This window comes from Lysinibacillus sp. DFXJR4 (genome assembly GCF_057196045.1).
Genome location: NZ_JBXUNW010000006.1, coordinates 61,363 through 80,599 on the forward strand (window position 1 = coordinate 61,363; position 19,237 = coordinate 80,599).

Annotated in this window: 23 protein-coding genes and 1 pseudogene; 10 read left to right on the top strand and 14 right to left on the bottom strand. The window is 36.1% G+C overall.

The genetic code is table 11. The features are described 5' to 3' along the window. Positions 1–10: 10 nt before the first annotated feature. The 3 genes from AC2CGN_RS14235 to AC2CGN_RS14245 all read right to left on the bottom strand — a co-directional run bounded on the left by AC2CGN_RS14235 (position 11) and on the right by AC2CGN_RS14245 (position 3,314). Positions 11–838: a hypothetical protein gene (locus tag AC2CGN_RS14235; protein ID WP_429983328.1), complete on the bottom strand. Its 828-nt coding sequence runs from the start codon at positions 836–838 to the stop codon at positions 11–13. Positions 839–903: 65 nt separating this feature from the next. Beyond that, a complete protein-coding gene (gene abc-f, locus AC2CGN_RS14240; protein ID WP_429988237.1) occupies positions 904–2,535 on the bottom strand; it encodes a ribosomal protection-like ABC-F family protein in 1,632 nt (543 codons plus the stop codon). A 428-nt stretch (positions 2,536–2,963) separates the two neighbouring features. After that, positions 2,964–3,314, bottom strand: a complete 351-nt coding sequence (locus AC2CGN_RS14245; protein ID WP_429983330.1) for a hypothetical protein — start codon at positions 3,312–3,314, stop codon at positions 2,964–2,966. A 217-nt stretch (positions 3,315–3,531) separates the two neighbouring features. Here AC2CGN_RS14245 and AC2CGN_RS14250 point away from each other — a divergent pair, with 217 nt between their 5' ends. Next, positions 3,532–4,392 carry an endo alpha-1,4 polygalactosaminidase gene (locus AC2CGN_RS14250; protein ID WP_484514534.1) on the top strand — a complete coding sequence of 287 codons (861 nt, stop codon included), beginning with the start codon at positions 3,532–3,534 and terminating at the stop codon, positions 4,390–4,392. A 22-nt stretch (positions 4,393–4,414) separates the two neighbouring features. On the opposite strand, the gene AC2CGN_RS14255 is transcribed toward AC2CGN_RS14250, so the two are convergent. Next, on the bottom strand, positions 4,415–4,933 hold the full coding sequence (locus tag AC2CGN_RS14255; RefSeq protein ID WP_484514536.1) for a DNA-deoxyinosine glycosylase: 519 nt from the start codon (positions 4,931–4,933) through the stop codon (positions 4,415–4,417). Between the two features lie 18 nt (positions 4,934–4,951). After that, positions 4,952–5,746 (bottom strand): DUF2268 domain-containing putative Zn-dependent protease, encoded by a 795-nt coding sequence (locus AC2CGN_RS14260; RefSeq protein WP_484514538.1) that lies wholly within the window; start codon positions 5,744–5,746, stop codon positions 4,952–4,954. Positions 5,747–5,853: 107 nt separating this feature from the next. On the opposite strand from AC2CGN_RS14260, the gene AC2CGN_RS14265 reads away from it, so the two are divergent. Further along, positions 5,854–6,111 (top strand): hypothetical protein, encoded by a 258-nt coding sequence (locus AC2CGN_RS14265; protein ID WP_286923589.1) that lies wholly within the window; start codon positions 5,854–5,856, stop codon positions 6,109–6,111. Between the two features lie 65 nt (positions 6,112–6,176). On the opposite strand, the gene AC2CGN_RS14270 is transcribed toward AC2CGN_RS14265, so the two are convergent. Then, entirely contained in the window at positions 6,177–6,914 is a 738-nt protein-coding gene (locus AC2CGN_RS14270; protein ID WP_429983334.1) for a polysaccharide deacetylase family protein, read from the bottom strand. A gap of 315 nt (positions 6,915–7,229) precedes the next feature. Here AC2CGN_RS14270 and AC2CGN_RS14275 point away from each other — a divergent pair, with 315 nt between their 5' ends. From AC2CGN_RS14275 to AC2CGN_RS14285, 3 genes are all read left to right on the top strand, one after another. Then, positions 7,230–7,532: a YunC family protein gene (locus AC2CGN_RS14275; RefSeq protein ID WP_283869942.1), complete on the top strand. Its 303-nt coding sequence runs from the start codon at positions 7,230–7,232 to the stop codon at positions 7,530–7,532. Between the two features lie 272 nt (positions 7,533–7,804). Continuing rightward, entirely contained in the window at positions 7,805–8,428 is a 624-nt protein-coding gene (locus AC2CGN_RS14280) for a DUF2238 domain-containing protein (protein WP_286923587.1), read from the top strand. 36 nt (positions 8,429–8,464) lie between these two features. Next, positions 8,465–9,115, top strand: a complete 651-nt coding sequence (locus AC2CGN_RS14285; RefSeq protein ID WP_286923585.1) for an SIMPL domain-containing protein — start codon at positions 8,465–8,467, stop codon at positions 9,113–9,115. Positions 9,116–9,158: 43 nt separating this feature from the next. Here the strand turns inward: AC2CGN_RS14285 and AC2CGN_RS14290 are convergent, their stop codons facing one another. The 3 genes from AC2CGN_RS14290 to AC2CGN_RS14300 form a co-directional block, all read right to left on the bottom strand. After that, positions 9,159–9,806, bottom strand: a complete 648-nt coding sequence (locus AC2CGN_RS14290) for a uridine kinase family protein (protein WP_429986282.1) — start codon at positions 9,804–9,806, stop codon at positions 9,159–9,161. Between the two features lie 152 nt (positions 9,807–9,958). Then, entirely contained in the window at positions 9,959–10,180 is a 222-nt protein-coding gene (locus tag AC2CGN_RS14295) for a histidine phosphatase family protein (RefSeq protein ID WP_313373282.1), read from the bottom strand. Next, positions 10,155–10,331 (bottom strand): histidine phosphatase family protein, encoded by a 177-nt coding sequence (locus tag AC2CGN_RS14300; protein WP_484514542.1) that lies wholly within the window; start codon positions 10,329–10,331, stop codon positions 10,155–10,157. Before AC2CGN_RS14300 ends, AC2CGN_RS14295 begins: the two co-directional genes overlap by 26 nt. A 319-nt stretch (positions 10,332–10,650) precedes the next feature. On the opposite strand from AC2CGN_RS14300, the gene AC2CGN_RS14305 reads away from it, so the two are divergent. Continuing rightward, positions 10,651–11,427: an ETX/MTX2 family pore-forming toxin gene (locus tag AC2CGN_RS14305; protein WP_429986283.1), complete on the top strand. Its 777-nt coding sequence runs from the start codon at positions 10,651–10,653 to the stop codon at positions 11,425–11,427. A 190-nt stretch (positions 11,428–11,617) separates the two neighbouring features. On the opposite strand, the pseudogene AC2CGN_RS14310 reads toward AC2CGN_RS14305, so the two are convergent. The 3 genes and pseudogenes from AC2CGN_RS14310 to AC2CGN_RS14320 all read right to left on the bottom strand — a co-directional run bounded on the left by AC2CGN_RS14310 (position 11,618) and on the right by AC2CGN_RS14320 (position 14,008). Beyond that, positions 11,618–12,145, bottom strand: a pseudogene (locus AC2CGN_RS14310) (DUF4097 family beta strand repeat-containing protein). A gap of 248 nt (positions 12,146–12,393) precedes the next feature. Beyond that, positions 12,394–13,092 carry an ABC transporter permease gene (locus tag AC2CGN_RS14315; RefSeq protein WP_429986284.1) on the bottom strand — a complete coding sequence of 233 codons (699 nt, stop codon included), beginning with the start codon at positions 13,090–13,092 and terminating at the stop codon, positions 12,394–12,396. Then, positions 13,085–14,008, bottom strand: a complete 924-nt coding sequence (locus AC2CGN_RS14320; protein ID WP_429988242.1) for an ABC transporter ATP-binding protein — start codon at positions 14,006–14,008, stop codon at positions 13,085–13,087. The genes AC2CGN_RS14315 and AC2CGN_RS14320 overlap by 8 nt, the downstream gene beginning before the upstream one ends. A gap of 158 nt (positions 14,009–14,166) precedes the next feature. Here AC2CGN_RS14320 and AC2CGN_RS14325 point away from each other — a divergent pair, with 158 nt between their 5' ends. Beyond that, complete coding sequence (locus AC2CGN_RS14325) at positions 14,167–14,889, top strand: response regulator transcription factor (RefSeq protein WP_484514545.1); 723 nt, start codon at positions 14,167–14,169, stop codon at positions 14,887–14,889. Next, a complete protein-coding gene (locus tag AC2CGN_RS14330) occupies positions 14,880–15,974 on the top strand; it encodes a sensor histidine kinase (protein ID WP_484514547.1) in 1,095 nt (364 codons plus the stop codon). Before AC2CGN_RS14325 ends, AC2CGN_RS14330 begins: the two co-directional genes overlap by 10 nt. A 105-nt stretch (positions 15,975–16,079) precedes the next feature. Here AC2CGN_RS14330 and AC2CGN_RS14335 read toward each other — a convergent pair whose 3' ends face one another. Next, positions 16,080–16,991, bottom strand: a complete 912-nt coding sequence (locus AC2CGN_RS14335) for a DMT family transporter (RefSeq protein WP_484514549.1) — start codon at positions 16,989–16,991, stop codon at positions 16,080–16,082. A gap of 167 nt (positions 16,992–17,158) precedes the next feature. Here AC2CGN_RS14335 and AC2CGN_RS14340 point away from each other — a divergent pair, with 167 nt between their 5' ends. Then, positions 17,159–18,496 carry an aminotransferase-like domain-containing protein gene (locus AC2CGN_RS14340; RefSeq protein ID WP_484514551.1) on the top strand — a complete coding sequence of 446 codons (1,338 nt, stop codon included), beginning with the start codon at positions 17,159–17,161 and terminating at the stop codon, positions 18,494–18,496. 78 nt (positions 18,497–18,574) lie between these two features. Further along, entirely contained in the window at positions 18,575–18,814 is a 240-nt protein-coding gene (locus AC2CGN_RS14345; RefSeq protein ID WP_286923576.1) for a group-specific protein, read from the top strand. A gap of 250 nt (positions 18,815–19,064) precedes the next feature. Here AC2CGN_RS14345 and AC2CGN_RS14350 read toward each other — a convergent pair whose 3' ends face one another. Next, positions 19,065–19,223: a DUF1540 domain-containing protein gene (locus tag AC2CGN_RS14350; RefSeq protein WP_283869956.1), complete on the bottom strand. Its 159-nt coding sequence runs from the start codon at positions 19,221–19,223 to the stop codon at positions 19,065–19,067. Positions 19,224–19,237: the final 14 nt, after the last annotated feature.

A 19,237-nucleotide genomic window follows, 5' to 3' on the forward strand; every position in this document is an offset into this window, starting at 1 on the left:
AGGGTTTTAATTAGTGATAAAATGCTGTTGCTATTTCAAGTGCTTTTAGCGGATCTTTTATGGTATCCAGCGTATAGACAAGGGTTTCATCCTGCCAAACAATTAAATTTCCTGTTTTATAAACATCTAAATGGGCAGAGCCGTTTTGCTTTGGAATCGGAAGCATATGCGTTTCCAAAAACTGAACTGCCTGCTTTGCAAGCTTTACACCAGCATCTGGATTGTCTGTTCGAGTATGAGTTGCTATTGCCCATCTTCCCTCATTCCAGCCAGTCCATAAGGAACCAACGCCAGCATCCTGATAGCCTTTAATCTTATTGCTAAGATCGACCTCCTGACCACCATTTTTACTAAAGTTCTCAAAGGCAATTTGCTCATTGGCTTCTTTGGTACTTCCATATTGCTTCACAGTAAGTCGTGCAAGCACTGTCGCAGATTCTGGATTTTTAAGTTTAATATCATTAATCGGCAAATACTGTTCACTTTCATAAAATATAATTTCAACTTGTTGGTCCTCAGCCTTGGTCGTCGCCGTTAGGAAAGCACCCTCTGGAATAGGAAGCTTTGCTGGCAAATAAATAGGAAGGTTTGTTTTAAGCTGATCCTTAATATTCTTTAAAGCTTCCGCCTGTGTAATGGATGCTACCGTATTATCGTTATTGCCATTGGTTGCTGGCTTTTCATTCTGCTTTTCAGCTGTCTGTTGCTCTTCCTGTTGTTGATTTTCTTGTGATGGAAGGTCTTTTTCAGGTTGTGAATTATTTTTTTCATCACTGTCAGAGCAGGCACTGATGATAGTAAAACTAAATAGCATGAATGCAAAAAGTAGTTTTTTCATGATATTGCCTCCATTTCAAATGCTTTATTATTTTATTTTTCCCTATCCATTATCGGCATAAACGTTTATTTTAGTTCATTAATTCGCTGCGTTAGCTCCTTAAATTTTTGATCTAGCAATGCATATTCCTTATTCTTTGCTGTTAAAAAACTCAGCTTTCCTAATATCTCCTGTCTTTCTGTCTCAAGCGTTAAACGTAGTGCCTCTTTAGTATCAACTGCTGAGGGAGAATTATCGCTCCATTTTTTCTCGATACGCTGATGGCATAGCTCCCATACGCTATTCGTCACCTTTTCAAGAAAATATCGATCATGTGATACTACAAATAAAGTACCCTTGTATTGAGCAAGAGTTTTCTCCAGCTGTTCACGTGATGGTAAATCGAGATGATTTGTTGGCTCATCCAAAACTAGAACGTTTTTATCTTCTATAATATACGCCATCAGTTTGCATTTCACCCGTTCTCCCATACTCATCTTACCTATTGGTGAAGTCCAATGTGCTGAGGTAAATCCCAAATGCTTCATGAGATTTCTAACCTTACCGCGCTCTTCAAAGGTTTCTTTATAAAAGAATTGCTCTGGTGTCTGCTCAAGTGGCAGATCAAATACCTCTTGTGTTAAATAACCAATATTTGCTGCAGGAGATATCCAAATCTCTCCCTCAGCCTTTAACTGACCTAATAGTATTTTTAATAATGTCGTTTTTCCACTGCCATTGGTTCCCGTGATAGCAATTTTATCACCAAATTTAGCTGTCAAATTAACATCCTGAAACAGTAGCCGTTCTTCAAAACGCATCTTTAAACGCTTTGTTTCTAGCATCCTCTTACCTACTCGTTGATTTGTACCTAAGGTGAAACGTATTTCATCTTCAGGGGCAATTGCTTCGACCTTATTCTTTGCTAACTCCTTCTCCAATCTTTTTTTCTTTGACTTAATTTGTGAATCCATTCGCTTTGCTTTGACACGATGATACTCCTTAAATCCCTCTTGCTTTGTAGATTGCACATGTGCCTTTTGAGACCAGGATGTTAATGCTTGCATTTGGTCCTCTATTCGTTCAATATTTTTTTGCTGCTTTTCGAATGCTCGCTGCTGCGTTAGCCTTCGATGCTCTTTGGCCTCCATATAGCTCGAATAATTACCACTATGCTCAATAAGCTTTCCCTCTTCCAATGACCAAATTTTTGTTGCAATCTCATCTAGAAAATACCGATCATGGGATACTACAATGATTGTCCCAGTGTAATTTTTTACTTGCTCTATTAATAAAGCCGTACTCTGCTCATCCAGATGATTTGTTGGTTCATCAAGTAAGAGTAGCTGGGCGTTTTGGGAAAAACCTTCTGCAAGTCGCATTTTCAGCTTTTCTCCACCACTTAATGTAGAAAAGGGTACGTTGGGAACCCGCCATTTCGCAAGTAAATCAGCCTCACCCGTGGTAACCTCCGTTAAATCAAAATAAGCCAGCTCTTGCTCGACATATACAACTTTTACAGAATATAGCCAACGTAGCTGTCCCATAGAGGGCTCTAATAAACCTGAGATCAATTGTAATAATGTGGATTTACCTGCACCATTTCTTCCGATGATGCCAATTACCTCGCCTTGTTTAACAGCACCTGAAACATTGTCAAAAATCATTGTATCGTTAATTTCATATCGAACATCCTGTAATTGCAAAATTTCCTTCATACGTATCCATCCCTCTCTATCTTAGAGGGACAAAAAAATCCCTCCAATTATTTTGGAAGGATTAGTCGCAACACTATCATGTACAAATAATTGAATGCTATCTTTGTGATCCATTACTAAAAATGCTCAGTTTCCTGTTTTTTAACATAGGAAAAACAAGCTCAGCTATGCATTAACAAATTAATAGCGAAACAACTATAGTTATGGAAAATGGGCAGACTAATCCTATTTTTGAGTCATTGAAAAAACTTTTTCATGTACAAAAATTAAGATTAGTTATTCATTAGCCACCCATCGTCCCTTCATTTTTCGTTACAATCATTGTAACATCATTTTTCTAAAAGCCAACTATTTATCTTCATTCATTATCTGTGCAAAAGCGTAGCGGCAGCAGCAGCAGCTACAATTACGCCTAGGCGAAATGGATATTACCTAAAACATTCAAAGGAACGTATGCTATTTCTAGTAATGGTACGGAAGCGCCAGCCATAGCGATTGCTCCATCTAAAACCTGCTACAAACTCCCGCCCTATCGCAGTTGGGAAAAACCAAAAGCTTCTCCCGTTATTCATCCAAATAAACGTATTTCTAAATAGGCAGGAGCGGATACCACTTGAGCCTACTTGCCAGGCTGGAATAGGTGGTGAAAAGCCTGGTGGTGTGCTCATCGGCATTTGACCTGCTGGTGGTCCAAAATTAGGTGGTCCAAACGATGACTCAAAATTAGGTTCATTCCAACCTGGTCGTTGGAAGTTTTCCCCATATGGATTATAATACAATACAAACTCCCCCTTTTTCTTAAGTCAGTATATGAAAAAGGGCGAATAACTGTTGCACTATAGCCTAGAGGATACAATTATCTTCATTCAGCAAATGTTTTTTGCGCGAAACGTAGCGGCAGTAGCTACAATTACGCCTAGGCGAAATGGATACTTAACAAATCAACTAACGAATCTTGTATAATAAAAGGTAGTTATTTCAAGAAGAGGGGAACTTATGCGAAAAACTGCTTTTATTATTACAATAATCCTATTATCCTTGGGTATTTGCATCTATTTTTTCTCGACAAATCATACAGCTGAATCTATCAGTATTTCAGAAAGACTAGCAGCAGTGAAGGATTACAAATATTATTTAGATAAAGGTAATGAAACAATTGGGAAAGAAATGGCTAAAGTTGACCTAGTCATAGTGGAGCCTATTGAAATGCAACAGCATTATATTGATCAGGCTCAAAGCAATGGGACATTAGTGTATGGTTATATAAATGCTATGGAGGCAGACAAGTGGAATTCAGAGCTATATAATCAATTACTGGAAGAGGATTTTTATAGGGATGACCATGGAGAAAAAATGTATTTCTCAGAATGGGATTCCTATTTAGTGGATATGACCTCTGCACATTATCAAGGGCTTTTACTAGAAGAAATTAAAGCACAGATTGTACAAAAAGGGTTAGATGGTGTTTTTTTAGATACAGTTGGCAATATTAATTCTTTCTTACCTGAAAAAGAACAACATGCACAAAATAAAGCAATGCTGTCCTTTATTAAAGAGATAAAGCAACAATATAATGGACTATCCATTGCACAAAATTGGGGCTTTCAAACACTAGCTGATTATACTGCTCCATATGTAGATTTTATTATGTGGGAAGACTTTACATATGGGGTAGTTGGGAAAGATGAATGGTCATTGGATATGATGAAGCAATTAGTTCACATTCGTGAAAAGTTTGGTACACAGGTAATGACAATTGGATTTAATGATGAAGTGAAAAGTCGTGCATTGGCTGAAAAATATGATTTTAAATTCTTCTTTAGTCCAGCGGGGTCTTACTACAATACATGGCAGTAAAAATAACCTCCAACAATAGAGGTTATTTTATGTTAGGTAAATAGGAGCTCATCACTTGCCAATCCTTGAGCTTTTCCTTAAAAGATTTAATATTTTTACCAGGTATAGGGCTAGTTGAGGGCATTTTTTGATAGGCACGCTCAGCTAAAACTTCAAAACCAATATGCCTTTTAAAAACATCAAAAGCCTTTGCTCCATTAAAAAGTACTAACTCAATGTTAGGATAGTGCTCAAAAAGCATTTGAAAATCATTCGGCTTTTCATTACGAATAGCCGCATCTAAGCTTCCCTTACGCTCACAAGATGCTATTGTATCCCAAAGACCAATATGGTTACTCTTTAACAACTCCAACCTTTGTTCATAGTTATCTGGAATTGCTATCTCTACTATTTCCCCAATAATTGCCCAAAAGTGATTGCGTGGGTTACCATAATATTGCTGCTTCTCTAATGACTGTTTTCCAGGCATTGAGCCCACAATCAGCACCTTTGTTGACAAGTCAATAACGGGAGGTAATACATTTTTTAGTTGATCTGACACGCCAATCACTCCTTCCCTCTATTGTAATGGAAAATCAGAGCCAGTAAGTATCTCCTTCGAATCTTTTAAAAGAAGTTTGTTTGATGAATGATTTTTTATATAGGTTCTTACAATTTCATAGCCAATACAATATCCAATCCACTGAGGTAGTTTTCCACCATATAAAAATTCTCCATGATGCGCCAATCCCTCATTATTCATCTGAGGTAAAAAATACTTTTTCCATATTTCTAGCATCTTTTCCATCGTATAATTCCCCAACCATGGTGTTAACCACTCATCTCCATAAATTTCTTCTACTGCACATTCTGCCAAGCCCTCTAAAACTAAAGAATCCAACAAGGTCACTTCATTTAAAGATTTATTTATACAGTGCAGACGACAAACATGGTTGTATTCATGTGCAAATAATGCTCGAAGTTCCTGTTTTTTAAGTTCCCCAACAAATAAAAATATGGCATTAGGATAGGCAGTACCATTTTTTTTAGTCATTGTTTGTTCCTGTGTTATAGGGAGTATATAGATTGGTATATTAGGACCGTTCCATTTTTCTTTTAAGTAATTAAATTCTTCTTGCACAATTAGCCAAACATTTTGTTTTTTTAACTTTTGAATAGCCAAGTTTTCATGGGGCAAATATAGCCCCTGCTGCTGCAATTCAAATTGTATTTCTTCCGGACTTCCATTATTAAAGATCTCTATCAAACGATTACAAATGATAGAGCGTTGTAATTCATAGATATTTCTCTTAGGCACAAGCTTTTGAATCTCCATAATTTCATGTAACCACTCATTTGTTGGTATAACTGACATCCTCACACCTCCAACTATAGCTTATGTGTTCAATAGACAATCGGCTAATGGTGGATAGAGGAGACAGCATATATTAGTTTGTAAGGAAGCTGAAAGGAGGGAAAATTGTGAATCCAGCTAATACTTATAATCTTTGCTGTCAATATCAAGGTAAACGTGTAAAAATTACTGAATCATGCGGAAAAGTACATTATGGAGAAATAACTAGAGTGGATAGAAGACAGGTATGGATTCTTCCTGATAGACGATTTGGTGGTTATGGTTTAGGTTTCTGGGGTTGGGGTTTTAGAGGAGCAGGCTTCGGTGTTGGTATCGCACTTGGAACAATTGTTGGGATTGCACTTGCACCACTTCTATTTTGGTAATTAATTTTTTGGTAAATTGAGGAAAATAAGCCATATCAAACAATTGTTGAGATGGCTTATTCCTATTATTGCACTTGCTCTTTCTGCTGTTTGCTTTCTATCAGCTCGGATATCGTGACAAATGTATAGCCCTGCTTTTTTAACACTGGCAATATTTCCTCCAGTGCTTTAATGGTTTGACTGCGATCGCCGCCTCCATCATGGAATAAAATAACATCTCCAGGCTTTGATCCCTTCAGAACCTTTTGTGTAATTTTCTTTACACCTGGCTGCTTCCAATCCTGAGTATCCTGATGCCAAGACCACATAACTACTTTGTATCCATCCTTAACAGCGGCATTAATCATTGAATCATTATAGTTACCACCTACAGGACGGAATAAAACCGGGGAAAACCCAGTTATGCCATAAATTATTTCCTTTGTCTGCCGCAGCTCCTTCTGCAAATCAGCAATGGAAACTTTGAACGGATGTGAATACGTATGATTGGCTAACTCATGTCCTTCAGAATAAGATCGTAATACAACCTCTGGATATTTTTCTGCATTTTTTCCAATAATAAAAAAGGTAGCCTTTGCCTCATACTTTGCCAATAAGTCTAAAATAGCTGCCGTATACTTAGGATGTGGTCCATCGTCAAAGGTGAGGGCAATTATTTTGTCTTCTGTATTGATATCCCACACAACTTCTCCTGTCTCCTCATAATAGGGGCGACCTTTATCCGCATACGTTATCAGCCCTGTAGAGCAAACCGATATGATAAAAAAACAAATACTTAAAAGCATTACATATTTACGTGTCATAGCATCACCTCCCAAGTCACATTCACATTACTCCGTCAACTTACTATTTACGAATTACAATGAATTATACTTGAGAAGGATTGGCGGTTTTCCCCTTTAAATATTACAGAAATCCCCTTTTGATGATATTAGAATTGTCATAGGAATTAACATCTGAGCAAGATATTTATCAAATATTTAACAAAAAACTTGATAATACTAAAAGATCGGTCTTTTCAAAGCAATGATGAATAATCTAATTGTATTTTTTATTAAAAAATGTCGAACACCTTTTTAGCTCCTGCCATATGTATATAGAGAAAAGGAGTGATTTTGATGGTGACAATAGAGCCTATTATGATTAAGGGGCATTTCTTCACTGCGGTAGCTGTTCAATTACCCAAAACAACACTACTGACGGTTTCAAATAATACGGGCTATATAATGTGCGGGGCATTGGATGTCGGTTTGTTAAATGACCGCCTAGCTGATCGAAAAATTATTGCTGGGCGAGCTGTTGGTGTAAAAACAATCGATGAATTATTGACAGCTCCCCTAGAATCCGTGACCTATGAGGCACAACAGTTGGGCATTACTGAAGGAATGTCTGGTGTAGAGGCTTTATTAAAAATGATCTAAAGCCTTCAATTATACCCCAGCGTAATTGCGTCCGAATTTTTTTGAGCTCGCCTTGAAAAGCTCTTCTTTAAAATCCGTAACAGGCGTTTGTATAATCGCCACCAAAAGAAGTGGAAGTATTCTGAGCTGCGCTGTCGCACAGTAAAGATCTGCTGAATCAAGATAAGCAAAGCGTCAGTGCATAGCTCAACTAGACGCTTTTTTAGCTGATGTCATATTTTTGTATAACATAGCCACGCCTTCCCTATACTTTAGGCAAAGGAGTGTGCGTGATGGGTAAAGATAAGAAAATACATGTCATTTTATTATTAATCGTCATCATTATTTTTCTCTGGTCTGTAATAAAGCCAGCTTCCTATTTGGATTGGCTAGCTGAGGTCAGTCCTGCTGTTGTAGCAATTATCTTTGTTACTGTCCTCTATAATAAATTCCGTTTCACAACTTTTTCATATTGTATCATCGCTTTTTTATCCATCTTAACGTTTATTGGTGGACACTATACCTATTCAGAGGTCCCTCTTTTTAATTGGATTAAAGAAGAATTCCATTTACAGCGAAATAACTATGATCGCTTTGGACATTTCTTTAAAGGTTTAATGGCGATTGTTATAAGGGAAATATTAATACGAAAGACGCCATTAACAAAAGGGGCTTGGTTATCAGGCATTACATTTAGTATTATGCTTGCTATTGCAGCTACCTATGAAATCATTGAATGGTTAAGCACAAAAATCTCCAAAGGTAGTAAAGTATCGAAGGATTTTGTCGGAATGCAAGGCGATCGCTGGGATGCACAATGGGACATGTTTTTAGCCCTTATTGGAACACTTTTAACATTGCTGCTCTTTACTAAATTACATGATAAATTATTAAAAAATCTGAAAGATAAAGGATAGCAGGGAGCATTGAGCCTTTAGAAAGGTGGTTTTTCGATGTATTATTCAACTGGTGGTCAGCAAGTTCCTTATGCACAACGTGTTATCATTGTGAATGGCCAGGGAAAAGTAATGGCAAAGGCAGGCTATGTACAGCTGCAGGTTGAAGTAAATACACAAGGGAAACATGTACAGGATACACAGAAGGATAATGCGATAATAATGAATCGTGTCATGCAATCTCTGTTAGCACTTAAAATCCCAAGAGAACACATTCAAACAACAGGCTACACGATTTTACCACTTTATGATTTTGAGAATGGTAAACAAATTTTTAATGAATATGAAGTGACCAACGCCATTACAATAAAGGTGATGGACACGAATCAGGTTGGTGCCGTTATTGACACAGCTGTGCAAAATGGGGCAAATCGGATTTCCTCCATTCAATTTAACATTGCAGATGTCGATGCCTATTACCAACAAGCACTTACTTTAGCTCTCCATAATGCCCAAATGAAAGCTAAAACAATTGCAGATGCGATGTATTTGCCTTTGCAGCCCCAGCCAATTGAAATTGTTGAGGAACATGAAAATAGCCCCGTCCTCTATAAATCCATGACGATGGCCGATTCAACAATTGCTACACCTATTGAACAGGGGCAAATGGCTATTAATGCGACTGTTAGAGTGAAATTTCAATATTAAAGACAAGAGCTTTCTGCCTTTTTGAATTGCAGAAAGCTCTGATTTAAAAATCAAAAGCGATTTTTTCTAGGCATACTATATCATTCGACGTTTTAACAATAATATCAAAATGCTGTCTAAAAGAATGCATAAACAATTCATATTGAATCCGTCGTTCCTCATGAGACTGCCTTAAATAATCGATATTTGTTCCCCTTTCTAGTATATCTCGCCCTGACCTTCTCTTTAATTCCGTATCGCCATCTGTATAAAAATAAATTTTTAAATCAAATAATTTCGGATTAATAAATGCTACACTCATTCCCTCAACAATGGTTATTTTACTTTTTGAAGAAATTAACGCACTTTTCATATAATGCGTATCAATTGTCAATAAATCCAGACCTTCTCTAACCATCTGAATATCTCGTTCCAAAGAAGGTAAATGATGTGCCGCTGGATGGCAAGCGGTCATTTTAAAATGATGCTGTTCGTTTCGAAAAGTATAGTTGATAATTGTATGCTTGCGTATATCCGAACTAACAATATACGGGTCTGTATTGATATAATTCGTTTCATCCTGATTCAGTAGATGTATAAGTCTATTGGCAAACGTTGTTTTTCCTGCTGCACCATGGCCAGAGATACCAATAACAATTGCTTTATCTTCCTTTTTAACCCATGTAACAATTTCTTGTAATAACCTATCCATGTTTCTCCTCTCGTTTCCATATACGTTCTAGTGTCACAGCATTTTCCTTCATAGTTAGCTGATAGACATTTGGATTACTTAGATTTTTCCAAAATTGAAAATCTACATCCCGTTGATAATGTTTTAAAAGCAAGGTGAAAATATTTCCATGGCTAACGATAAATGTATGGATCAACCTCATTTCGAAATATTTCTTCGACAACATTAACGATACGTGTCATGGCCTCCTCATTTGACTCTCCACCATCAAATCTTATTGTCATATCAGTAAAGGTTGCTTGTAGCTTTTCATACCAGTCTGATAAATCTCTAGCGCTTAAAATCCGTTCTGAAAGGCGTTCATCGACTTCAATATCGATATTTTTCCCTTGCACTAAGCTGCTCTAACGTTTGAATTGCGCGTAAAAAGGGGCTTGCAATAATTCGCTTGATTTCTTTGTCAGCGAAAAAGTCCGCTAAAACTTCTGCTTGATGAAAGCCTTTTTCTGTTAAATGGGCATCGGATGATTTGACCTTGGGCTTCACAATGCCTAATTACATAGATCTGTTTCACAATCAAAACCTCCTAGAAAAAGTATGGAAAACTTTCATCCTTATAATTTATCACAGTTTCCAATTTTCTAGAGGAAAAAAGTTTTGATACAGCTAGATACCAGTTAACAGTGTGTTAATAAGTCTATTCATAAAGTTCTATTAATTTGTGTTTTTATGTAAAAATAATACTATTTTTGTAAAATGTAAAGACTTATTTGGTTAATTAAGGTAATATACTTATGGGTTATTGAACGCATATATTAATTTAATAAATGTGTTTATATAACAACACAAATTAGGAGGTAACATAATGACAATTCAAGAAAAATTATCATTTACAGATTTACCTGCACTAAAATCAAGCCCTGAGAGTGTAAGACAAGCTTTCACAAATAAGTTTGGTACAAAACCTGATGGCATCTCTGTCAACAGTGAAACTTATTTTAATGCTGTCAAACCTGCAATCACAGAACAATATGGACACCCTTGTTATAAAAGACTAGGTGACTTTAATTATATGAAAGGCGATGGAAAGCCACCTACATCTGCAATCGTTGGGAGCAATGTAGCAGTAAACTATGGAGATGAAGAGGCTACGATGACTTTAGAGGTTCAAGGAAGCTGGCAAAGTGAGCAATCTTGGTCTTCTGAAAGTACGACTGGTCTAACAATATCCTCCAAATTTACAATTGAAGGATTCTTTGAATCAGGAATGGAATTTTCTGTCAGTACTACTGTTGGGGAAACAAAAACTGAGTCAGAATCAAGAACAGCCACTGCCAGTGTACAAGTGACTGTGCCGCCTAGAAGTAAAAAACAAGTAACAATGGTTGGTACATTGAAAAAAGAATCCATGAACTTCCGCGCACCTATTTCAGTTGATGGCATGTTTGGGGCAAACTTCCCTAAACGAGTACAAGACCATTATTTCTGGTTCCTTGGTGCAGGTAGTGTATTGACTCAAACAACAGGAGAAATCACTGGTACTATTAAAAATACAGCTGTCTTTGATGTTCATACGGAAATTGGCAAAACAGAACCATTAACTGCGGAAGAGCTAAGCAAACTTGCTGTATTAGCTAAGTAACCATAAATCATAGCTTGTAAAAAACGAATTAAGTTTTTTACAAGCTTTTCTAATTATTATCCCGCCTCTCAATTGCTAGATTAATTTATATAAATAACCCCTTCCTTGCTAATAGCCTCCACTCGATTTGATGCTTTTCCAATTTTCCACTTTGTTGAATCTCCTTTGACTTTTTTAAAATCCTTTAACTTTATTGTAATATCGGAGACTCACTTTTAGCTAAAAGCTCTAAAGATTGTGGAGCCTTTGAATAGGACAACGTAATATCTCCAGAGCCTGATTCGACAAATAAATCTTTTTCTTCATTCATTTCATTTAATACTATTTCACCACTCGTTGAGGTAATGTTCATCTGTGGACTAGAGATATTTGTAATGTAGCTATCACCATTTACAACTACTATTGTTAATTCCTTAAAAGAGCTATCTATAATCTTTAATTCACCATCCTGTCATGTAATCTTACCCCTTTCAACTGATAGTCCCTTAATGATTTTAGTTCCTGAATTATTTAAAATCGAAATCGCCTGAGCCATAACAGTATTGATTCTTATATCTCCATAATTACTATTCAATTCAATTTTATGCAGTGTATTAGTTGGAATTGATATCTGGAGAGTACCCTTTTCTCCAACGTGAATATTTTTTAAAATACCATCCAGTATCGATTGATGGATGCTTATTTTATTGCTATCTTTTTTTGATGTCCACTGGAGCATTTTGCTTCTTTTGTTGTTTACCTTCAATAGCAATTGATAATTTTTTAGATGTAGTACCCACTAATTCTACATTCCAAGACTCATTATTAATTTCTAATACTTCAATTTACTTTGCATCAAAGGACTGCTGGTTAGTATAGTTTTGTTATCCACTTACTTTTAAAGCTACTACAAGAGCAATTGGAATGATTACTAATGAGGCGATAATTCTCTTTTTCACTTGGTCCCCTCTTTGCTGATGATAGATTTTAAGTTAGATCCACTTTATCGACCTTTCGATAAGATAAATAGCCAATTAAAAATCCTAATCCACACAATAGAATTGGCACAGCCATAATTTGATATAGACTAGATGATGTCGCTCCATCAGAAACAGATGCATTAATGATAAATCCAATAATTACAGCTGATGTAATGGTAGAAGCATTAGATTTTTTTCGCATACCAAAGTACAAAGGTATTAAGCTTACGCCAGCAGTCATAAAAGCACTCATAAAAGTAGATGGTATTGTTGCAATCATCTCTTGTATATCCGCTGGTTGCTGAAATAAACTCATCATCGGATTCAGAAAATAAATCAGTATATTAATCATGAAGGTAGCACTAACAATACTGACAAAGCAGAAACCAAAAACGAGAGACAGCTTGGCAAGTATAATTTTTTTTCTTTTTAATGGGTACGTAAACAATAACTGAACAGTTTTATTTTTATATTCATCTATCACCAAGCGGGATAGGATTACACTTGAAAAAATAATAAATACAATACGAATTAGAATATTTGTTAAGGACGTAATTTCCGTATAGTTTAAAAACGCCCATTCTCCTTCTCCCCCTATAGCCATCAGAGCAACGGCTACAAAAATGCTGATAATACAAATCAATAAGCCCTTTATATAACCGGACATACGATTCTTTTTCCATTCAAGTTTTAGTAATTTAAGCATGTGGATGACCTCCATTAATTAATTGTAAGAAATACTCTTCTAAATGTTGTTGTTGCTTTTCAAGACCATTGACAACTATACCACTGAGAATAAGCTCTTTATTAATTTGAGATTGCGAAATATTTTGCTCAAAAACCCGAATACAATGCTCATTGACCACTTCGTAATTTCGAATACCAAGCTTATTCTCAAGAACTTTAATTGCTCCCCTGAAATCATCTATTCGGATTTCTAAATAAGCCATTGTTTCTTTACGAATATTCTCCATTTTAACCTCCTTTAATAATTTTCCATCATGGAGGATACCAATTGTGTCTGCTATCGATTCAATTTCTGACACGATATGACTGGAAATTAAAATGGTGATACCATACTTTTCTTTTAGTTGTATTAAAAGTTCTCGTATATCTTTAATACCAATTGGATCAAGACCATTGATGGGTTCATCTAAAATAAGAATTTCAGGTTTTGTCACTATAGCTCGTGCAATTCCTAATCTTTGCTTCATTCCCAATGAAAATTCATGTATCTTTTTATTTTCCACACTATTCAGACCGACGATTCTCAGCACTTCCTTTACAGCCCCCTTGTCATTAACGCCACTATATTCGCAGTGAAGCTCTAAGTTTTCCTTAGCTGTCAGTCTTTCATAGAATTCTGGGTACTCAATAATGCTCCCTATTTTCTTCAAGTATTGATAAGAGGTTGTAGAGATTGGTGTATTAAAAATCTTTATTGCTCCTGAGGTTGGCTTTACCAGGTTTAAAATCATTTTCATAACCGTTGTTTTCCCAGCACCATTTGGACCTAAAAAACCATAAATCTCTCCTTTTTTAATGTTCATATTGACATTCGAGATAGTTTCCGCTCCCTTATAGCTCTTGCATAATTGATGTATTTGAATAATGGTTTCCATTTTACTTTCTCCTTACTGTTTTAAAATTCATTACACTAAGCTTAATAAGCGAAAGTAAAATCAAAGTAAAATCAACGGAAAATAACAGTAATTTTTTTATTTGAGGGAGGCTATACAACTCAGAAGCTGTTATGATGAAATTGAAATGAGGGATACAAATGGAAGGTGTAAAAATCTTAACAGTAGATGATGAAATCGGCATTTTAAAACTTTTAGACATTACGCTAAGGAAAGAAAATTTTACTAATATTGATTCGGCCTCTAATGGAAAAGATACGCTACAGCTTATCAAGGACAATCATTACGATATTATTTTGCTGGATATCATGCTGCCAGATATCAGTGGCTTTGAGCTTTGCACTGCCATTCGTAATCATACAAATACCCCTATTATTTTTGTTAGTGCACGCTCCACAGATTTTGATAAATTAACAGGGCTAGGATTAGGCGGGGATGATTATATAACAAAACCCTTTAATCCTTTAGAAGTGGTTGCTCGAATAAAGGCCATCCTTAGACGTCAAAAAATGTATGAAAATACACAGCAACAATTTGAGGCAAAATTTGATTTTGGTTATTTTACGCTCAACCCTGAAACTGCCACACTCATTGTTAATAAGCTGCCTGTAGAATGCACCGCTAAGGAGCTTGAGCTACTACAATTCTTTTGTAAAAATCCAAATCGGATTTTTACAACCTCTCAGCTTTATGAACTTGTCTGGGGTAATGATGTCTATGGGGAGGAAAAGACTGTAACCATCCATATTTCAAAGCTACGGAAAAAGCTTGGAGATGATACACGAAAACCACGAATAATTGTGAATTTAAGGGGAATAGGCTATAAATTTATTCCTCCAAAAGAGGAATTCCTATGCGAATAAATACGCGTTTTACCATACATCTTGCGTTGGGTATTATGCTGTGGATGCTTGTAACTGGGATCTGTATTCTCATAGGCATCGAAGGGATCATACCACTCTTTAAGGAAAACGCTAGTGAGGAGTATGAGAATTTATGGGTACTATGGATCTTTGGATTTAGTACTGTTGCCTGTATAGCAGTATTTGGATGGTATTTCGGGGGTCCTCTTGGTTTTATAATGTCTTGGATCCATCAGCTATCACAGGAAAACTATACACAACCTGTTGGACTATCTAAAATCTATACACGCAAAGGAAAGCTCCGCATGCGTTATATGCTCTACCAAGAGGTACTTCAACATCTACAATCCTTATCAGGCAAATTAAAAGCTGCTGAAACAGAACGTGAAAAGGTTGAACAAGCAAAACAAGAATGGATTGCTGGTATATCACACGATCTAAAAACGCCATTAACCTATATTACAGGCTACTCTACCCTTTTATTAAACGATCAATACGATTGGACCAAGGAGGAAGCTCGTTCCTTTATTCAAGAGATTGCTGATAAAGGCAAGCATATGGAGGAACTTATTCAAGATTTAAGTCTCGTCATTCAGTTTAATAATACAGACGGTCAATTACCCTTGCATAAAACCAATCAGGATATTGTGGATTTTACAAAAAGAATCGTTGCCAATATAAGCAACAATCCACAGGCCAATGACTATATATTGCATTTTAAAACTGATACATCTGTTATAAATATTGACTTTGATTCGAAATTCATGCAACGCATATTACAAAACATTCTTATGAATTCCATTATCCACAATCCCCCTAGCACAAATATTTATACACATATTTTTGATCACCCTAAGTATGTGGATATTCACATTGTGGATAACGGTGTAGGTATGCCTCCGCACATGGTCGAAAATATATTTCAACAATATTATCGTGGAACGACTACTGAATTCTCCTCTGAAGGCACTGGACTGGGTATGGCAATTGTTCATAAGCTTGTACAAGCTCATAAGGGAACCATTTCTATAGAAAGCCAGCCTTCCGAAGGAACAACCTTTCAAATTACCTTACCTAAAAAATAAGAATCCCACCTCTTGGCTGCAAAAAGTTGAAGAGGTGGGCGTATATTACTTTGGATAAGATTAATAGTTATTTAGCAAACGAATATACACTAAGTAAAAGATTTATCATGAAGCTCCTCTCTTATTTCCAAAATAATTAGTTCCGATAACACCAATAACAATGCTGACTCCACCAATTAAATGGTACAGATGAAAAGCTTCCTTTAAAAAAATAACGCCCGCAAGTATGGTAATGAATGTAGCTAAATTACTAAAAACACTCATTTTAGAGGCTTCCAATATTGATAAGGAATAATTAGATAAATAGGAAGTCACAAGTGAAGATAAAATACCTAAATAAACAATGGCAATAACAAAATCGCCATACAGAAAGGGCTTAAAAAATTGAGGAAGTGTTTGATTCATTACATGATTTCCTATTGCTATCCCATTGAAAATAACAAATCCACAAAATGTCATCATATAAGTTAGTGATATTAAAGAATATTGCCTTGTAAGCTTTCTTGCAAAAATATTATAAAATGATACTGCCAATGCTGAAAGTAAAATTAATCCGCTACCTATTAAATTGCCTGTGTTTGCACCCCCATTACTCATACTAAGCATAAAAATCACGCCCGCCACGGAAAGACCAACGAAGAAAAGCTGCAGATGTGATGACTTTTCCTTTAAAAGCACACTTGCAAGAATTAATGTAAAAACAGGAATCGCTGCTTGAATAATGCCCGCCTCTGTGGAAGATATTTGAGCAAGTCCGAGTACTTGAAAAGTAAAAAATGCAAGTGGATACAATAAAGCTAGCGGTAAAATCCTCATTATATCCTGCTTACCTATTTTGACACGTTTTTTTGTACAGATCATAAAAATCAAAATGCTGGTAAAGGCAATGGAAAAACGATGTGCCAATGTATCTATTGGACTTGCTACTGTTAAAGCTACTTTTACAAACATAAATGACAATCCAATAATAAGTGCATAGCCGATAGCCGCTAAATAGGCTTTTCTTTGTGCTGTCATAGCAATTACTCCTTTTTTTCAAATGTAGGTTAAACAGAAACTTATTTCAGAGTATTTCTCTCTACTAATGGTTCTGACTAACGTAAAGCAATCGTAATAAAAAATCAAAGCTTACACGATATAAAAAATACCCATCTGTACCGATACAGATGAGTAGGAGGTAGTTTATGCTTAAATATGAAATTATCTATTCCAAACTATTGAATCAAATACAGCTGGGGGCTCTACAGGCTGGTGCAAAGCTTCCTTCTATTCGTCAGTTATCTCAGGAATTTTCCTGTAGCAAGAGCACTATTTTGACAGCACTAAGAAAACTAGAAAATCAGCATTTCATTTATGCTCAACCAAAAAGTGGATACTACGTCGTGGATCACCAACTCCCTTCTACTCCAAGTACAAGCAATGTAATAGATTTTGCAACATCATCGCCTAGCTGGCATGCTTTCCCGTATAAAGATTTCCAGCATTGTATCAATAAAGCTATAGATACCTACCAGGCGGACTTATTTCGCTATGGTACACCGAAGGGCTTACCTTCGTTAATTAGAGAAGCTCAAAAATTGTTAGAAACGTATCAAGTATTTACAAAACAGGAGAATATCTTTATCACATCTGGTGTTCAGCAATCTCTTTTCTTGCTAAGTGTTATGCCATTTCCTACTAATCGCACAACCATTCTAGTTGAACAGCCTAGCTACCATTTATATATGGATTATTTTAAAACATATCAAGTACCCGTCGTTGGTATTAAAAGGACTTCTAAAGGAATAGACCTGCAGGAATTAGAAACTATTTTTAGTAAACAGGATATTAAGTTCTTTTATACAATGCCAAGACTACACAATCCTTTAGGTACCTCCTTTTGTAAGAAGGAAAAGGACGATATTCGTAGACTCGCCTATAAATACAGCGTTTATATTGTCGAGGATGACTATTTGGCAGACTTCGACCTCAACACAAAATCTGATCCATTATTCACAGATGATATGGAGCAGCATGTAATTTATTTAAAAAGTTTTTCCAAAATCATGTTTCCAGGCTTACGAATTGGTCTTGCTGTTTTACCAAATGCACTTATTGATAGTTTTCAGCGTCATAAAAATACGGCTGATATCGATAGTTCTATGATTTCACAGGCTGCTTTAGAGCTATATCTAAAAAGTGGAATGTTTGAACGGTACCAAAAGGTGGTTAGCGAGGCTTATACACAACGTGCCAATATACTTCAACAATCTATCGCCAAATATTTACCTGATTTTCAAGCATCCACAGAGATTTGCATGCATAGCCATATCGTATTCCCAAGGGAAATCAATACCAATAGGCTTATTCAGCATTTAAAGCTAAAAAAAATCTATCTAGACACCATTGATCGCAATTATTTATATGGATTTTACCCCGAGCGTATTTTAAAGCTCAATGTTTCCAATGTTGAGGACTCTAAAATTGAAAAGGGGATTCACGAAATAGCTCATGCCCTCAGCCATCCGCAAAATCACTTTTAATATGCAGCGAATCATTCATGAAAATTCATAACGGGGCATATATATAGACATCATAAATTGGTCTATAAGGAGGATTCCATGCAATCTGAAAAAATGCGACTTAGGACGATTCAACACCTTGCTTATGAAATCATGGATGAGATGAACAAGGGCAAGGAGCTTACACAGTTGGAGATCTTAATCCCTATTATTGATAATTTATCACGAGCAATAGGGGATTTAACAGATTCATATGGAAAATATTCATTAGATTATGTAGAGGAAAAGGTGAAAAATGCACATGCACTTTTATTTCAAAAGGAAAAGGTAGATGTCTAATCAATTATGCCTCGGCATAATTGCGTCCGGAATCGGCTTTGTGCTTACACAAAGAACTCCTTTTCGATTCCGTGACATCCGCCCTTCTTTCAGCGGGTGTTTGAATACCCTCTGAAAAGTAGCTTAAATTCGCATTCATCTCACCACCTATATAGGCTGGAGACTTCTGCTGAAAGAAGTTAAAAAGCTAATTGGATAAAATGAGGAGAAAAGGGTAACCATATGCTTGATTACCCTTTTAACCATTCAATTAATGCGTTTCAGGTTCAAATGTTTTACAATCTGTTTCTTCGCTATTCGAAGCTTGTTGTCCCTTCTGGCTGACAACGTAAATTTTTTCTGCTGTACATTTATTACCAGAGTCCCAAAATGTGCAGTTATTGACCTCACAAAGAATTTCTTGTGCCATCGTCTCACACCTCC

Coding starts and splice junctions, on each gene's coding strand:
- AC2CGN_RS14285 (WP_286923585.1), top strand. CDS start 8,465: ATGTATTATTCAACTGGTGGTCAGCAAGTTCCTTATGCACAACGTGTT.
- AC2CGN_RS14320 (WP_429988242.1), bottom strand. CDS start 14,008: ATGGAAACCATTATTCAAATACATCAATTATGCAAGAGCTATAAGGGA.
- AC2CGN_RS14270 (WP_429983334.1), bottom strand. CDS start 6,914: ATGACACGTAAATATGTAATGCTTTTAAGTATTTGTTTTTTTATCATA.
- abc-f (WP_429988237.1), bottom strand. CDS start 2,535: ATGAAGGAAATTTTGCAATTACAGGATGTTCGATATGAAATTAACGAT.
- AC2CGN_RS14235 (WP_429983328.1), bottom strand. CDS start 838: ATGAAAAAACTACTTTTTGCATTCATGCTATTTAGTTTTACTATCATC.
- AC2CGN_RS14330 (WP_484514547.1), top strand. CDS start 14,880: ATGCGAATAAATACGCGTTTTACCATACATCTTGCGTTGGGTATTATG.
- AC2CGN_RS14275 (WP_283869942.1), top strand. CDS start 7,230: ATGGTGACAATAGAGCCTATTATGATTAAGGGGCATTTCTTCACTGCG.
- AC2CGN_RS14290 (WP_429986282.1), bottom strand. CDS start 9,806: ATGGATAGGTTATTACAAGAAATTGTTACATGGGTTAAAAAGGAAGAT.
- AC2CGN_RS14350 (WP_283869956.1), bottom strand. CDS start 19,223: ATGGCACAAGAAATTCTTTGTGAGGTCAATAACTGCACATTTTGGGAC.
- AC2CGN_RS14325 (WP_484514545.1), top strand. CDS start 14,167: ATGGAAGGTGTAAAAATCTTAACAGTAGATGATGAAATCGGCATTTTA.
- AC2CGN_RS14280 (WP_286923587.1), top strand. CDS start 7,805: ATGGGTAAAGATAAGAAAATACATGTCATTTTATTATTAATCGTCATC.
- AC2CGN_RS14315 (WP_429986284.1), bottom strand. CDS start 13,092: ATGCTTAAATTACTAAAACTTGAATGGAAAAAGAATCGTATGTCCGGT.
- AC2CGN_RS14250 (WP_484514534.1), top strand. CDS start 3,532: ATGCGAAAAACTGCTTTTATTATTACAATAATCCTATTATCCTTGGGT.
- AC2CGN_RS14305 (WP_429986283.1), top strand. CDS start 10,651: ATGACAATTCAAGAAAAATTATCATTTACAGATTTACCTGCACTAAAA.
- AC2CGN_RS14335 (WP_484514549.1), bottom strand. CDS start 16,991: ATGACAGCACAAAGAAAAGCCTATTTAGCGGCTATCGGCTATGCACTT.
- AC2CGN_RS14260 (WP_484514538.1), bottom strand. CDS start 5,746: ATGTCAGTTATACCAACAAATGAGTGGTTACATGAAATTATGGAGATT.
- AC2CGN_RS14345 (WP_286923576.1), top strand. CDS start 18,575: ATGCAATCTGAAAAAATGCGACTTAGGACGATTCAACACCTTGCTTAT.
- AC2CGN_RS14340 (WP_484514551.1), top strand. CDS start 17,159: ATGCTTAAATATGAAATTATCTATTCCAAACTATTGAATCAAATACAG.